We start from the raw sequence: 13793 nt of genomic DNA, 5'->3' as shown, positions 1-13793 counted from the left end.
AACCTTCCCTCCTCCCCTCGGCCCGTATCCGGACGGGCCGCTCCATGGCGTGCCCGCGTACGCCCTCCCCGAAAGGACTTCCCATGGCCAACGGCGACTTCTACGGTCCCGCAGAGAACTACTTCCACAAGCTGCTCGGCCCCGAGCCCGAGCCGGGCTTCAGCGTCCCCGAGGAGTTGGAGCGCAACTGGGGCCGCCGCTGGGGCCGCGGCGATGAGACGAGCGTGCTGCGCACCGTCCTGGTCCGCCGTCCCAACCCCGGCATGGGCGACATCCGCGCCGATGCGTGGAGCGACGAGGCGCAAGCCCTCGTCGACCCCGACCGGAACTGGTACTACAAGCGCGCGACCCCGCCGGACATGTCGAGGGTCTACGAACAGCACGACCAGCTGATCGCCGCACTGGAGGCCGAAGGGGTCGAGGTGATCATCGCCCCCGAGCTGCCACGCACCTTCACCAAATCCGTCTACGCCCGCGACCCGCTGCTGACCGTCCCCGGCGGTGCCATCATCGGCCGCCTCGCCCCTCGCATGCGGCGCGGTGAAGAGGCCTCGGTGACACAGTCCATCGCTGCCCTCGGGATGCCGATCCTCGGCACGATCACCGGCACCGGACTGCTGGAGGGTGGCTCCTTCCACATGCTGCGCAAGGACCTTGCGGTATATGGCACCTCCATCCGGTGCAACGAGGAAGGTGCGCGCCAGCTGGAGAGCCTGCTGAAGCCGCTCGGGATCACGCTCATCACGGTCCCCCTGCCCGGGTACACCATTCACACCGACGGCCAATTCATGGTGCTCGACGATCACACCGTCATGGCGAACCCGCACCGCCTGCCGTATCAGTTCATCGCCCAGCTCGGTGAGCTCGGGTACGACATCGTGCACCCGCACCCCGACGAGCAGAACTCGTGCAATTCCCTCATGGTTCGACCCGGACGCATCATCATGGCCTCCATCTACCCCCACACCGCCGAGATGTTGCGCCGCCGCGGTTTCGAGATCGTGATGATCGACTACGACGAGATCATCAACAACGGCGGCAACATCCACTGCTCCACCACCGAACTCGTTCGCGACTGGCAGTGAGCATCGCCGAAAGAGGGGCTTCCGAGAGCGGCGGCCTCACCGAGACCATCGGGGAGTTCGCGGTCCGGTGCCTGCGCGCCAACGGTGTGGAGCAGGTGTTCGGCATCCCCGGGACGCACAACATCGAGCTGTACCGCGGGCTGCGCCGGTACGGCATCGCGCACGCGCTCACCCGCCACGAGCAGGGGGCCGCCTATGCGGCGGACGGATACGCGCGAGTCAGTGGGCGGCCGGGCGTCGTGATCGCGACCAGCGGCCCCGGCGCGACCAACTGCATCACCGGCATCGCCAATGCGTACGCGGACAGCGTTCCCCTGCTCGTGATCTCGCCGGGCGCCCCGCGCGGCGCCGAGCGGCGCGATCTGGGCTTGCTCCACGAGGCGAAGGATCAGCGCGCAGGGCTGGACGCCTTCGCCGCTCGCAGCGTGCGCGTCGAGTCCCAGGCGGCGGTCGTCGAGGCCATCAACCAGGCGTTCCTCGACTGGCGTACGGCGCGTCCCCGCCCCGTCCACATCGAGATCCCCACCGATCTCATGGGCGAAGTGGTGCCGACCATCGAGGTGGTCTCGTGGTCGGGTGGACCTGGCCAGGCGTCGATGGACGACATCGGGCAGATCGTCGCGCTGTTGTCCGGAGCGCAACGTCCCCTCGTGATCGCCGGCGGCGGGTCGATCGGCGCCTCGGCCGAGCTCACCCGGTTCGCCGAGCACACGCGGGTACCTGTCGTCACCACGCTCGCCGGCAAAGGTGTCCTGGATGAGCGGAGCGAGCTGTCGGCCGGGGCCTTCGCGGGCGGGTCCGGCGGCTACCCGCCGGGCACGCGTGCGGACGTGGTCATCGCGCTGGGCACCGAGCTCAAGCATGCCGGGATCGCGGAGAGCGCCCGCGTCGTGCGGGTGGACCTGGATGCAGCGCAGCTGCACAAGCATCGGGCGGCCGACGTGCCGATCCTCGGCGACGTGCGCGCCGTCCTGTCCGCGCTCCTCGCGATGGAGGAGATCGACGGGGTGCGGGCGTCCGAGGAGTGGCTCGCCGAGGTGCGGGCGGGATCGGCGGCACGAGGCCGTGCAGCGCGGCGGGAGTGGGCGGTGCTCCACCGTGCCGTCGTCGCGGGCACGGGTGACCGCCCCGCGGTCCTCACCGGCGACAGCTCGCAGATCTCATGGCTCGGAACGGTGCAGACGGCGGTGCTCGACGCCCCGCGCCGATTCCTCACCACCGACGGCTACGCGACGCTCGGCTACGGGCTGCCCGCGGCCATCGGTGCCTCCCTCGCTGCGCCGGGCGCGGGCGTGGTCGCACTCCTGGGGGACGGGGCGCTGATGTTCAGCATCCAGGAGCTCGCCACGGCGCGGGCACTGCGACTCGGCCTTCCCGTCGTCGTGTTCGACAACGGTGGCTATGCCGAGATCCGCGCCAACATGGAGGCGGCGGGTGTGGAACCGATCGCCGTCGACCTGGACGCGCCGGACTACGCAGCGCTCGCCGCGGGATTCCACTGCGCCTACGCCGCCGTCCGGACGCCGGACGAACTGACGGCGGCAGTCGCCGACGCTCTCACCCGGGACGCACCGACGGTCATCCGTATCGCGGCGGAGGACTTCCGGGCCCTCGAGTGGCGCGAGGCCGCAGAAGGAGATCGGTGATGGGCGTGTCGCATGAAGAGGCCTTCCTCGACGACTGGAGCGCACTGAGCGCTTTCGGCGCCGTGGCCGGAACGACGGGGGTCGACCGTCAGGCTGCGACGGAGCCCGACGGCGAGCAACGGCGATGGCTCGATGCGCTGCTGACATCGGAAGGTTTCACGGTGCACCGCGATGCGATCGGCAACCAGTTCGCCCTGTGCGAGCTCGTCCCCGGCGCTCCGTATGTGCTCACTGGCTCGCACCTGGACTCGCAGCCCACCGCGGGACGGTTCGACGGGGCCTACGGTGTGCTGGCCTCCGCCCACGCCGCGATTCGCACGGCGTGCTCGCTTCGGGAGACGGGAGAGGCCACGCGCAACATCGCGGTCGTCAACTGGTTCAACGAGGAGGGTTCGCGTTTCAAACCTTCGATGATGGGCAGCTCCGTGTTCACCGGCAAGCTCAGTCTCGAAGACGCGCTGGCGACCGTCGACAGGCATGGGGTGACCGTACGGGAGGCCCTCGAGGGAATCGGCGAACGCGGCGACGCGGTCGCGCCGGAAGTCGCGTCGTACCTGGAGATCCACGTCGAGCAGGGCCGGGCGATGGCTGAGAACGGCATCACGATCGGTCTGGTCGAAGCGACGTGGGGCGCGCACAAGTTCGAGATCCGCGTGACGGGTGAGCAGGCCCACAGCGGGTCCGCGCTGATGCGCGACCGCCGTGACGCGCTGCTGGCGGCCTCTCGCCTCGTCGTGGCCGCTCGCGACCTGGTCGAGCGGTTCCCCGAGGGGATGCTGCACACCGCCGTCGGCGAGCTGCACGTCTACCCGAACTCCCCGGTCGTGGTGGCCAGTGAGGCGCGCCTGTTGCTCGATCTGCGTTCGGAGAGCGCCGAGGTGCTCGCCGCTGCGACTGCCGCCCTGATGGCCGAGATGGAGCGCATCGCGGCGAAGGACCGGGTCGGCATCGAGATCGTCGCCGAGCACGCGTGGGACCGGAACCCGTACGGTGAGGCGGGGCTGGCGCTCGCCCGATCGGTCGCGTCAGAGATGGGGCTTCCGCACGCTCGCGTCCTGACGATCGCCGGGCACGACTCCACCAACATGAAGGACATCGCCCCGACGGTGATGCTCTTCGTCCCGAGCGTCGACGGCGTCTCGCACAATGTCAACGAGTACACCACCGACGCCGACCTGCTCGCAGGCGTCGAGGCGACCACGGAGGTGTTGCGTCGCCTGGTCTGTGGAGCCCTGAGCTGAGACGCGCGGTCGGGCAAGAGTAAGGGCCGGTCGGAGAGGCTTCCGACCGGCCCTGTTCCCTTGCACCAAGAGTGTCCTGCAATCACATGTCCGGTAGCTGCCACAGCAAAACAACTACCGTGCGAGCACTCTATAACGAGAAGATAACGGGAGGGAAGACCCCGCCGTTATCTTTCTGTGATTCTTTCGACGGGGTGATGATGCCCCGAGGTGCGAGGGGAAGTGCCCGCCGCGGTCGCTCACGTCAGTCCACCGGGTGATGGTGTTCCCCCGTGTGCTGGCTCAAGTGAGCCACACCACGAGGACGCTAGGAACGAACGAGGACATGACCTGTCCCCGGCCGAGAATGAGCGGTCAGGCGCGCGATCGGGAAGCGGTGTCGAGGAGTTGGAGGCGGCTTGCCATTCGGATGGCATCGGGCCGTCTGGATGCGTCCGCGAGGAAACCGGACAGATCGACCGTCGACGAGAAACGCACGGGTATGTCGGCGTCCACCAGCACGTCGATGAGGTTGATGAAGCGCTGCTGAGCCTCGGCGTCGACTGCTCCGAAGGGCGGTATGTCGGTGATGACCCACCGGGAGAAGCATCGCGCCCAGTCCAGGTACTCGACCGTCGACGTCGTTGTCGAGCACAGCTGGTCGAATGATGCGACCAGCTCGCCGCCGTCGACTGACGTCACCGTGAATGATCGCCCCTTGACGATGGCGAGGGCCCGCTGTTCAGGTGCACCGGAACCGGCGGGCTCCGGTGTCCAGGTGCCGGCGGCGAAGCCGCGGCCGTGCTGTCGATTGACAGTGCGGTAGTCGATGGGACCCGTGAGGTTCCACACGTCCATGTGCGTCTTGATGAGCGCGATGCCCGGCTCGAAGATGTGGTGCCAGATCGGATTCGGGAGCAGATCGTCCGGGGCGTAGTTCGACGTCGCGAGAACGGCAAGACCGCGCTGGAAGACGTGATCGAGCAAGCGGGTGAGGAGCCGTGCGTCGCCGGAGTCGTGGACGTGGAGCTCGTCGAAGAAGAGCAGGCGGCTGTTCCCGGTGATGTCGTCGATCGCGCGTTCGACGGCGTCTCTTTCGCTTCGGTGACCGTGGATGCTGCGGTGCAGCTCGTCGAAGAACCCATGGAAATGCACGCGCGTCTTCTGAGCCAGCGGGAGCTCCGCAAAGAAGGCGTCAGCGAGCCAGGACTTGCCTCGCCCAGCGTCCCCGTGAATGTAGAGGCTGCGCGGCGACGATCGCCGCAAGGGGCCGCGATCGACATCTGCGCCGAGAGTCGCCAACCGCTCGAGTAACGCCCGTTGAGCTGCATCCAGAGCGAAGCCACCACGCTCTGCCGCGTTCTCGACGCCCGCAACGAGCGCGTTCTCCGGTCGCACTCGTTGAGCGTGCCATGCGACCAGCGGTTCGGCCGAATCGTCGCTGGGTCGCCCGCCGGATTCACGCGGCGGCGACGAGCGTGTTCTGCCGGCGGAGGATCCACCAGCGGCCGTCGCGCCGGGCGAAGACATAGAGGGCCGTCATCTCGGGGGCATCGCCACGGTCTGCGGCTTCCGCGGTCGACCACGCCCGCTTGTGCGCCACCGCCACGTCGGGCGCGAGCAGCACGATCCCGTCCAGGCGGTAGTGCGCCGTCGCGTCGCGCAGATGCGCCCGCAGGAGGGCCTTCCGGGTGGACGTCTCGATCTCCTCGCGTCCGATGAGCTCCGCGCCGACCGCGTTGACGATCCGTGCATCCGGTGCGATGTCGCGGATCAAGAGCTCGGCATCGTTCTCATTGAAGCCCCTCTCGACGTTCGCGACGATGTCGCGGAGGGTGGCCGCGTCCCCGGGCGCGATCGTTTCGTCGGCCGGCTGGATCACGCCGGTGTTCTGCCCGTGCACGATGCGCCAGTCCCCGTCCCGCCGCGCCCACACGTAGGTCGGCCTTCCTTCGCGCCGGGGCGAGAACGACTGCCCATCGGCGGTCAGGTACTCCTGATCCACGCTCGCGATGGCGACGTCCGGTGCGGGGAAGCGCACATCGGTGACGTCGTAGCGGACCGACTGCCCGGCCATCCCGCCGGGCAGCGCCTTCCGGGTGAAGTCGGCGATCTCCTCGACCCCGAGCAGGCGCCCGCCGGCCCCATTCACCCACACGGCGTCGGTCGCGAACAGGGCGAGGAAGCCGTCGACGTCCTCCGCCCGCTGCGTGCGCTGGATGGCGGCGACGAGCTCGGTGAGGCGGTCGGCGTCCCTGGATGCTGCGGTCGCGGGTGACTCGATCGGGCTCATGTCCTAGAGTCCACTTCATCAAGTCCACTTGATGTCAAGGGAAGATATGGCGCACATCCCGGAAGACGCTGTCTGGCTGAGACCAGGACAAGTGGCCCAGCGCGCGGGCGTCGCGGTCTCGACGCTGCACTACTACGAGCGCCTCGGGCTCATCACCAGCCGGCGCACCGCCGGCGACCGCCGCGAGTACCGCCGCGACACGCTGCGCGTCATCGGCTTCATCCGCGCATCCCAGACCCTCGGCATCCCGCTCGCGACGATCAAGCAGGCCCTTGACGAGCTGCCCCACGAGCAGCCGCCCACCAAACGCGATTGGGCCCGGATCGCCCGGATGTGGCGTGCCGACCTGGATCAGCGCATCGAGCGCCTCGAGGCGCTGCGTGACAACCTCGCGAACTGCATCGGCTGCGGGTGTCTCTCCCTCACAGCCTGCCCGTACACGAATCCGGGTGATGCGATGGGGGAGCAGGGGCCGGGCGCCCGGCGTCTCATCCCGTGACCTGATCGGTCAGCACGCGGACCACTCGCGCCGGCGAGCCCACGGCGATCGAGTTCTCGGCTACGTCCTTCGTCACAACGGATGCCGCGCCCACGACGGCGTTGTCCCCGATGGTGACGCCGGGCAGGACGGTGACGTTCGCGCCGAGCCAGACGTTGCGGCCGACGACGATCCGTGACGGGTGCATGTCTGCTCGACGGCTCGGATCGAGGTCGTGGTTGAGCGTGGCGAACACGACGTTGTGCCCGATGAGGCAGTCGTCTCCCACGAACACGCCGCCCTGGTCCTGGAATCGGCATCCGGAGTTGATGAACACGCGCCTGCCCAGCGTGATGTTCTTGCCGAAGTCGGCGGAGAATGGCGGGAACACCGTCACCGACTCGTCGACGTCCTTCCCCGTCAGCTGCGACAGCAGTTCGCGTACCCGTGCCGGTTCGTGGTAGCCGCTGTTGAGCTCCCCGGTGATCCGCAGCGCTTCCTGACTGACGTCGTGCATGACGCGGTGCAGTGGCGAGTCGCCGGTGATGGTGGTGCCGGCATCGAGCGCCTCGAGAAGGTCGTGGAGTTCCATGGGGGGATTCTCACCCACGACCGACTCATTCAGACACGGCCTTCATCGGATTCCACCGGCGATGACGGTGAATGTGCCCACCCCCATCCGCGGCGCGCGGCGCCCGCGTGAGGCCGGTAATGTCATCGGGTGCCTCAGATCCACCGAGCAGCCGTCGCCGACATCGACCCGATCACGCTCTACCGCATCCTGTGGCTGCGGGTGAGCGTCTTCGTCGTCGAGCAGGAGGCCGCCTATCCCGAGATCGACGGGCGCGACATCGAGCGGGGAGCCGAACTCATGTGGATCGCGGAGGGACCGGAGGTCGCCGCGACACTGCGGATCCTCCGCGACGAGGGCGGAATGCGCATCGGGCGGGTGGCCACCGCCGCGCCGGCGCGGGGGCGCGGGTACGCCGGCGACCTCATGCGCGCCGCCGTGGCACGGTGCGCCGAGCTCGCGCCGGACCTGCCCATCGCCCTGGACGCGCAGATGCAGCTCGAGGACTGGTACGCCCGCTTCGGCTTCGTCCGCTCGGGCGAGCCGTTCGAGGAGGACGGCATCCCGCACATCCCGATGAGGAGATCATGACCCCGGTGCAGACCGCGCGGCTGACGCTGCGCCCGTTCACGACGGATGCGGACGATCTCGCGTTCGTCTTCGACATGTACTCGCGGATGGAGGTCCAGCGCTACCTCGGACGGAATCCGCGCGTGCTGACCGACCCGGCTGAGGCTCGCGCCCTGGTCGGCAGGTGGGCGAGCTTGGAGGACGGCGCGCTCGGGGTCCGGGCGATCACGACCCACCGCGGTGACCGGCTGGGGGTCCTGCTGCTCAAGCGCATCCCCTGGTCTGCGGATGCTGCGGCACCGGGAAAGCCCGAAGACATCGAGATCGGCTGGCACCTGCATCCCGACGCGTGGGGCTCCGGGTACGCTGCGGAAGCCGCCGCCGCGGTGCTGGCGGAGGCGTGGGCGGCCGGGATCCCGCGCATCGTCGCGGTGACGAACCCCGCCAACGTCGCCTCGCAGGGCGTGTGCCGCCGCATCGGGATGCGCGCGCTCGGCCCGACCGACCGGTACTACGACACGACGTGCGAGCTGTTCGAGCTCGTGGCGCCGGCAGCCGGAGGCGCACGCGCTGACGGCTAGCGGCTCGGCCCCGGGGGCGCAACCGCGGCGCGCCCGTGTCGTACCCGGGGGAGGATGGGCGCATGCCAGGCATCCCCAGCGTTCCCCTCAACGACGGCACCGCCTTCCCCGAGCTCGGGCTTGGCACCTACAACCTGCGCGGCGAAGCGGGCGTGACCGCGATGGTCTCCGCGCTGGAGGCGGGCTACCGCCTGCTCGATTCGGCCGTGAACTACGAGAACGAGGCCGAGGTGGGCGAGGCGGTCCGCCGCAGCGGCATCCCGCGCGATGAGATCCTCGTCACGACCAAGATCCCCGGCCGTGACCACGGCTACGACGAGGCGACGGCCAGCGCACGGCGGTCCCTGGACGCGATGGGCCTGGATCGCATCGACCTGTACCTCATCCACTGGCCGAACCCCAGCGTCGACAAGTACGTCGACACCTGGCGGGCGATGATCGACCTGCGGGCAGCGGGGTCGGTGCGCTCGATCGGGGTCTCGAACTTCACCGAGCCGATGCTGCGCCGCCTCGTCGAGGAGACCGGCGTCGTGCCGGCGGTGAACCAGGTGGAGCTGCATCCGTACTTCCCGCAAGACCAGCTGCGCGCCGTGCACGCCGAACTCGGCATCCGCACCGAGAGCTGGAGCCCGCTCGCGCGCCGCAGCGAGCTGCTCGGCGAATCGGTCGTGAAAGAGGTCGCCGAGGCCCACGGCGTGACGCCCACCCAGGCGGTGCTGCGGTGGCACGTGCAGGCGGGCTCCACGCCCATCCCCAAATCGGGCGACGCGCAGCGGCAACGGGAGAACGCCGACGTGTTCGGCTTCGAGCTCACCGCCGACGAGGTCGACGCCCTCTCCGGGCTGCGCCGGGGCCGCCTGTGGGACGCCGACCCAGACACGCACGAGGAGATGTAGCCCCTCGCCTCACCTGGGCGGGCGGAGCCCGGCGAGCCACTGATCGAACGTCTCGCGTCCGAGCGTGGCGGAGGCGTCGGGCAGGAGCGATCCGTCGCGCTGCGCGCGGCCGAAGGCCCCAGGCACCGGCACCGCGGGGATCCACCCGTGCGAACCGATCGCGCGGGCGTAAGCCCGCACCATGCGCACAAGGCTCTCCTCACGCGGGCCGGCGAGATCAGGAACCCGCCCCGCCGGGCTCGCGACCGCGATCGCAGCCAGGGCGTCACCGACCTCGCGCGCGGCGACCGGCTGCGTCCGCATCCGCGGCGCGACGCGCAGCGGTCCGACCTTCGCGCGGTCATACATCTGCGCGGCGAATTCGTGGAATTGCGCCGCCCGGAGGATCGTCCACGGGATCTCGCCGACTCCGACGAGCTCCTCCTGCGCGACCTTTCCGGCGTAGTACCCGAACGGGGCGTGGTCGATCGCGACGATGGAGAGGGCCACGTGATGCCCCACTCCCGCCCGTGCCTCTGCGGCGAGGAGGTTCTGCGTCGTCTCGCGGAAGAACTCCACCGACTCCGCGCCGTCCAGCGTCTCGACGCTGAGCGCATCGATCACCGCATCCACGCCCTCCAGCGCCGCATCCAGCCCTGCGGTGCTCCGCACGTCGACGCCCCTGCCGCGCGAGATCACCACCGGCTCGTGTCCGGCCGCACGCAACGCCGCGACGGCATGGCGTCCGACCGCGCCGGTACCCCCGGCCACCGCGATCCTCACCGCTGTCCGCTCCTCTCCCGCACGATCCGACCTGTCTGCTGCACGATCCGGTTCATACCCTCCCGACGATGCAGCATGCGCGAACGTGAGGTTCGCGCTGCCCTACGCTGAGGCGGGGAGGCGCGGGACGTGTTCGACGTGGAGACGGAGCGGTCGCAACTGACGGCGATGGCGTACCGGATGCTGGGCACCGTCGCCGACGCCGAAGACGCCGTGCAGGAGACCTATGCGCGCTGGTTCCGGATGCCCGAGGACGACCGGGCCGCGATCCGCTCTCCCGGCGCGTGGCTCGGGCGCACGGTCGGCCGCGTGTGCCTGGACGTGCTCGGCTCTGCGCGCATGCGGCACGAGCACTACGTCGGGGAGTGGCTGCCCGAGCCGGTGCCGGCGCACTCGGATCTGGTGACGGGGGCCCGCTCGGGCGAAGACCCACTGGACGTGTCGGTGCGCAACGACGCCGTGAGCACGGCGCTGCTGCTGGTGCTGGAGGCCCTGACCCCCGCCGAACGCGTGGCTTTCGTGCTGCACGACGTGTTCGATCTGAGCTTCGCCGAGATCGCCGCCGCCATCGGCCGATCCGAGGCGGCCACGCGCCAGCTGGCGTCCTCCGCACGGCGTCACATCCGGGACAGGCGCGCGCGGATGGCCTCGCGCGAACACCACGACGCCCTCGTGCAGGCGTTCGCGGTGGCGTCGCTGACCGGCGATTACCACGCCGTCGTGAGCGTGCTGGCCCCCGATGTCGTGCTGCACTCCGACGGCGGCGGAGTCGTGTCGGCGGCGCGGCGACCCGTGCTCGGCGCTGACCGGGTGGCCCGGTTCCTGCTCGGGCTCCCGCATCTTCAGCCCGGGACCGTCCTCGAGCCGGTCGCGACGCCGGACGGCCTCGGGTTCCTCGCGCGCACGGCGAGCGGGCAGGTGCACAGCGTGTGGACGGCGGGCGTCGAAGGCGGCCGGGTCACCGACGTGTGGATCATGGTCAACCCCGCGAAGCTCACCCTCTGGGCGTGACGTCCGGTTCGTCCGGGGCCAGCTCGGCGGGTTCGGGCAATCCCGATCCGGGTGGACTCGGTTCCGCCCCGGGCGTCGCGAGTGTCGCGATGACCACCCCGGCGAGGGCCACGGCGCCGCCGATCGCCTTGACCGGGTCCAGCGGCTCGCCCAGGACGAGGGCGAAAGCGTACCCGAACGCCGGGATGGCAGCGGTCGAGACGCCGGAGATGGCAGCGGGCACCCTCTCGGCGCCGTAGTTGAACAGCACCAGCGTGGGCGCGGTGACCACGAGCGCGAGGATGAGGATGCTGAGGAGTCCGCGTGCATCAGAGGGCACGGCGATCGTGCCCGTCACCGCCTCCCAGCCCAGCCAGGGCAGCATGAGCGCGGTGCCCCACACGCCGGTGGCGGTGGCCAGCGACAGCGCGTCCGGAGCATCCGGTCGCCCCCCGTCGCGACGCAGCAGCACCGTGTAGACGGCGTAACTGCCAGCGCCCCGATGTTCAACACGACGCCGAGGTCGAAGCGGAATCCGGATGCGGCGACGAGGGCGACGCCGAGGGAGGCCAGGATCAGGCCGATGACCGTACGCAACGACAGCCGTTCCCCGATCATCACGACGGCGGCGATCGCCGTGAGCACCGGCAGCAGCGAGACCACGAGCGCCGCCGTGCCGGGGGTCGTGAAGAGCAGGCCGATGTTGGCGAGGGAGTAGTAGAGCGTGACGCCGGTGAGGCCCAGCAGGATCGTGCGGGGTTGACGCAGCGTGCGCACGAAGGCGGGGCGCCGCACGGCGAGAGGAATGAGCACGACGAGTGCGAGACCGAAGCGACTCACCGACAGGACGGCGGGCGATCCGGTCTCCAGGGCCCAGCCCGACAGCACGTAGGCGAACGACCACAGGATCACCGACGCCCCGATCGCCGCGATCGGCCACCCGCGCGCCGCCACCGGCGGGCTCAGAGTTCGACGCCGCGGTCGGGGTCGTTGACGCCGGAATTGCGTCCGCGCCACGACTCGTACGCGAGGAGCCAGCCGATCGAGATGACGGCGCTCAGGACGACGCCCAGCCACACGTTCCCGAACACCATCCCGAAGAGCACGCCCAGGGCCACGAGCAGGATCGTGCCCAGGATCCACTGGGTGCGGCCGCGTGGCCAGCCGGTGCGGGGTTCGGACATACGGTCAGCCTAGAGCCTGCGCCGGGTCAGTTCCGCGGTGCGATCGAGACCATCCAGTCGACGCCGAAGCGGTCGGTAAGCATGCCGAATCGGCCGCCCCACGGCGGCGTCTCGAGCGGCATCGTGATCGCGCCGCCGTCGCTGAGCGCATGCCAGTAGCCCTCGAGCTCCGAGTCGTCGTCCCCGCTGAGCGACACCGCGAACCCTGCCGGAGGAGCGTAGGGCAGCGACCGCGGCGTGTCCGAGGCCATGAGGGTGAACCCCCCGGGGGTGTCCAGCTGGGCGTGCATCACCAGATCGTTCTCGGCGGGGTCCTGACCCATGTCGTACGCCGCGAAGGTGTCGATCGCGAGCTCGCCGCCGAAGACGGAGCGGTAGAACTCCATCGCAGCGCGCGCGGTGTCGCGGAAGGACAGGTAGGGGTTCAGTGTCGTGGACATGAGGGCAGTGTGCTCCGGGGTGCCGACATCCGCCCCGCGGTCATCGGGCCCGGTGGTCCTCGGGGTGCACGCGCGGCCCGCGCCGCGGCTCGATGACGCCACTGGCGTAGATGAGGCGGATGGCCCGCTGACGCTGCCCCGCCCAGGGGGCGAGGAGCTCGAGCATCCCGTCGTCGTCCACGCGGTGGCCGGTCAGGGCGTATCCGACGTGGTGCGCGAGGTGGTAATCGCCCACGCTCACCGCGTCCGGGTCGCCGAACGCGCGGATGCGGGTCTCGGCGCTCGTCCACACCCCCACGCCGCGCACACTCGTAAGCACCGCCTCGCGGGCCGCTGCGTCGGCGGCGGCGATGCTCGCGCGTTCGAGGGAGTCCGCCCGGGCGGCGGCGTCGACGATCGTGCGCGACTGCGGGGGCTCGAGGCCCGCGCGGTGCCACGTCCAGGAGGGGATGCGGCGCCAGCCGTCCAGGTCCGGCGGCGCGAACATCGGGCGGGGCGTCGGGCCCGGCGCGCGCTCGCCGCACCACGTGAGGATGCGGCGCCACGCCGAGAAGGCCTGCAGTGCGGTGACCTTCTGCTCCATGACCGCGCTCGCCAGGGAATCGAAGACGCGGTCGGTGCGACCGATCCGCAGTCCGGGGTGGCGGTGGTGGGCCTCGGCGATGAGCGCGTGGCGCGACGGGTCGAAGTCGCCCGGGTCGTCCCGGGCTCCGCAGAGGTCGGGGAGCTGGGCGAGGGCCCACTCGGCGCCCGGGCCCCACGCCGCACCGCGCACGGTGCCGCCGGGACCCTCGCGCAACGCCAGGGTCGCGATGCCCTCCGGTGTCCGGCTCGCGCGCCAGATGACGCCGCCGGCCGTCGTCATGGCGGGATCGTGCGCGCCGTGGCGCTGCGCGAGCACCGCGCGCGCCAGGTCGAGCGGGTGACGCGGACGGTAGACCGTCTCCCGTGGCGCGGGGGAGGACGGACGCGGATCGCGCGGGGCGCGCGGTGGGGCGGACGCCCGTACGCGCACTCCTGTCGGCCTCATGCCGCCACCCTACGTCGTGCTCTCGACATCCTCCTGGGTGCCTGGCC

The 13793-nt window shown here is 70.4% G+C and carries 17 protein-coding genes; 8 read left to right on the top strand and 9 right to left on the bottom strand.

Annotated elements, in window-relative coordinates:
• Positions 1–83: 83 nt before the first annotated feature.
• Genes E4K62_RS15170 through E4K62_RS15160 form a run of 3 tightly spaced genes read left to right on the top strand, consistent with a single transcriptional unit; the run spans position 84 to position 3972 of the window.
• Positions 84–1085 carry a dimethylarginine dimethylaminohydrolase family protein gene (locus E4K62_RS15170; protein WP_135068880.1) on the top strand — a complete coding sequence of 334 codons (1002 nt, stop codon included), beginning with the start codon at positions 84–86 and terminating at the stop codon, positions 1083–1085.
• Positions 1082–2731, top strand: a complete 1650-nt coding sequence (locus E4K62_RS15165; RefSeq protein WP_167747810.1) for a thiamine pyrophosphate-binding protein — start codon at positions 1082–1084, stop codon at positions 2729–2731. The genes E4K62_RS15170 and E4K62_RS15165 overlap by 4 nt, the downstream gene beginning before the upstream one ends.
• On the top strand, positions 2731–3972 hold the full coding sequence (locus E4K62_RS15160; RefSeq protein WP_135068876.1) for a M20 family metallo-hydrolase: 1242 nt from the start codon (positions 2731–2733) through the stop codon (positions 3970–3972). Before E4K62_RS15165 ends, E4K62_RS15160 begins: the two co-directional genes overlap by 1 nt.
• Before the next feature lie 354 nt (positions 3973–4326).
• On the opposite strand, the gene zapE is transcribed toward E4K62_RS15160, so the two are convergent.
• Positions 4327–5349, bottom strand: coding sequence for a cell division protein ZapE (gene zapE / locus E4K62_RS15155; RefSeq protein ID WP_135068874.1), 1023 nt, complete (start codon positions 5347–5349; stop codon positions 4327–4329).
• A 61-nt stretch (positions 5350–5410) separates the two neighbouring features.
• Positions 5411–6244 carry an SgcJ/EcaC family oxidoreductase gene (locus E4K62_RS15150; RefSeq protein WP_135068872.1) on the bottom strand — a complete coding sequence of 278 codons (834 nt, stop codon included), beginning with the start codon at positions 6242–6244 and terminating at the stop codon, positions 5411–5413.
• 31 nt (positions 6245–6275) lie between these two features.
• On the opposite strand from E4K62_RS15150, the gene soxR reads away from it, so the two are divergent.
• Entirely contained in the window at positions 6276–6743 is a 468-nt protein-coding gene (gene soxR, locus E4K62_RS15145) for a redox-sensitive transcriptional activator SoxR (protein ID WP_338036956.1), read from the top strand.
• Here the strand turns inward: soxR and E4K62_RS15140 are convergent.
• Positions 6733–7314, bottom strand: coding sequence for a sugar O-acetyltransferase (locus E4K62_RS15140; protein ID WP_135068868.1), 582 nt, complete (start codon positions 7312–7314; stop codon positions 6733–6735). The genes soxR and E4K62_RS15140 overlap by 11 nt on opposite strands.
• Positions 7315–7443: 129 nt before the next feature.
• Between E4K62_RS15140 and E4K62_RS15135 the strand changes: the two genes are divergently transcribed.
• The 3 genes from E4K62_RS15135 (at position 7444) to E4K62_RS15125 (ending at position 9340) form a co-directional block, all read left to right on the top strand.
• Positions 7444–7884 (top strand): GNAT family N-acetyltransferase, encoded by a 441-nt coding sequence (locus tag E4K62_RS15135; RefSeq protein ID WP_135068866.1) that lies wholly within the window; start codon positions 7444–7446, stop codon positions 7882–7884.
• On the top strand, positions 7881–8444 hold the full coding sequence (locus E4K62_RS15130; RefSeq protein WP_135068864.1) for a GNAT family N-acetyltransferase: 564 nt from the start codon (positions 7881–7883) through the stop codon (positions 8442–8444). Before E4K62_RS15135 ends, E4K62_RS15130 begins: the two co-directional genes overlap by 4 nt.
• A 62-nt stretch (positions 8445–8506) precedes the next feature.
• Positions 8507–9340 carry an aldo/keto reductase gene (locus E4K62_RS15125; protein WP_135068862.1) on the top strand — a complete coding sequence of 278 codons (834 nt, stop codon included), beginning with the start codon at positions 8507–8509 and terminating at the stop codon, positions 9338–9340.
• Positions 9341–9349: 9 nt separating this feature from the next.
• Here E4K62_RS15125 and E4K62_RS15120 read toward each other — a convergent pair whose 3' ends face one another.
• Positions 9350–10090 carry an SDR family oxidoreductase gene (locus E4K62_RS15120; protein WP_308195152.1) on the bottom strand — a complete coding sequence of 247 codons (741 nt, stop codon included), beginning with the start codon at positions 10088–10090 and terminating at the stop codon, positions 9350–9352.
• A 141-nt stretch (positions 10091–10231) separates the two neighbouring features.
• Here E4K62_RS15120 and sigJ point away from each other — a divergent pair, with 141 nt between their 5' ends.
• The gene (gene sigJ / locus E4K62_RS15115; protein ID WP_240742715.1) at positions 10232–11113 is read left to right on the top strand and encodes an RNA polymerase sigma factor SigJ; all 882 of its coding nucleotides are present in this window, start codon (positions 10232–10234) and stop codon (positions 11111–11113) included.
• On the opposite strand, the gene E4K62_RS15110 is transcribed toward sigJ, so the two are convergent.
• From E4K62_RS15110 to E4K62_RS15090, 5 genes are read right to left on the bottom strand one after another with little or no spacing between them, the layout of a single operon-like run.
• A complete protein-coding gene (locus E4K62_RS15110) occupies positions 11097–11564 on the bottom strand; it encodes a DMT family transporter (RefSeq protein WP_167747809.1) in 468 nt (155 codons plus the stop codon). The two genes, sigJ and E4K62_RS15110, sit on opposite strands and share 17 nt — an antisense overlap.
• Positions 11447–12046 carry a DMT family transporter gene (locus E4K62_RS15105; protein ID WP_167747808.1) on the bottom strand — a complete coding sequence of 200 codons (600 nt, stop codon included), beginning with the start codon at positions 12044–12046 and terminating at the stop codon, positions 11447–11449. Before E4K62_RS15105 ends, E4K62_RS15110 begins: the two co-directional genes overlap by 118 nt.
• An 8-nt stretch (positions 12047–12054) precedes the next feature.
• On the bottom strand, positions 12055–12276 hold the full coding sequence (locus tag E4K62_RS15100; RefSeq protein ID WP_135068856.1) for a hypothetical protein: 222 nt from the start codon (positions 12274–12276) through the stop codon (positions 12055–12057).
• 26 nt (positions 12277–12302) lie between these two features.
• Positions 12303–12716 carry a VOC family protein gene (locus E4K62_RS15095; RefSeq protein ID WP_135068854.1) on the bottom strand — a complete coding sequence of 138 codons (414 nt, stop codon included), beginning with the start codon at positions 12714–12716 and terminating at the stop codon, positions 12303–12305.
• A 40-nt stretch (positions 12717–12756) separates the two neighbouring features.
• Positions 12757–13746, bottom strand: a complete 990-nt coding sequence (locus E4K62_RS15090; RefSeq protein ID WP_135068852.1) for a DNA-3-methyladenine glycosylase family protein — start codon at positions 13744–13746, stop codon at positions 12757–12759.
• Positions 13747–13793: the final 47 nt, after the last annotated feature.

The sequence above is a fragment of the Microbacterium wangchenii genome, from assembly GCF_004564355.1.
In the GTDB taxonomy this organism is placed as follows: Bacteria; Actinomycetota; Actinomycetes; order Actinomycetales; family Microbacteriaceae; genus Microbacterium; species Microbacterium wangchenii.
The sequence above is the reverse complement of the archived record's forward strand: the minus strand, read 5'-3'. Positions and strand labels throughout refer to the sequence as shown.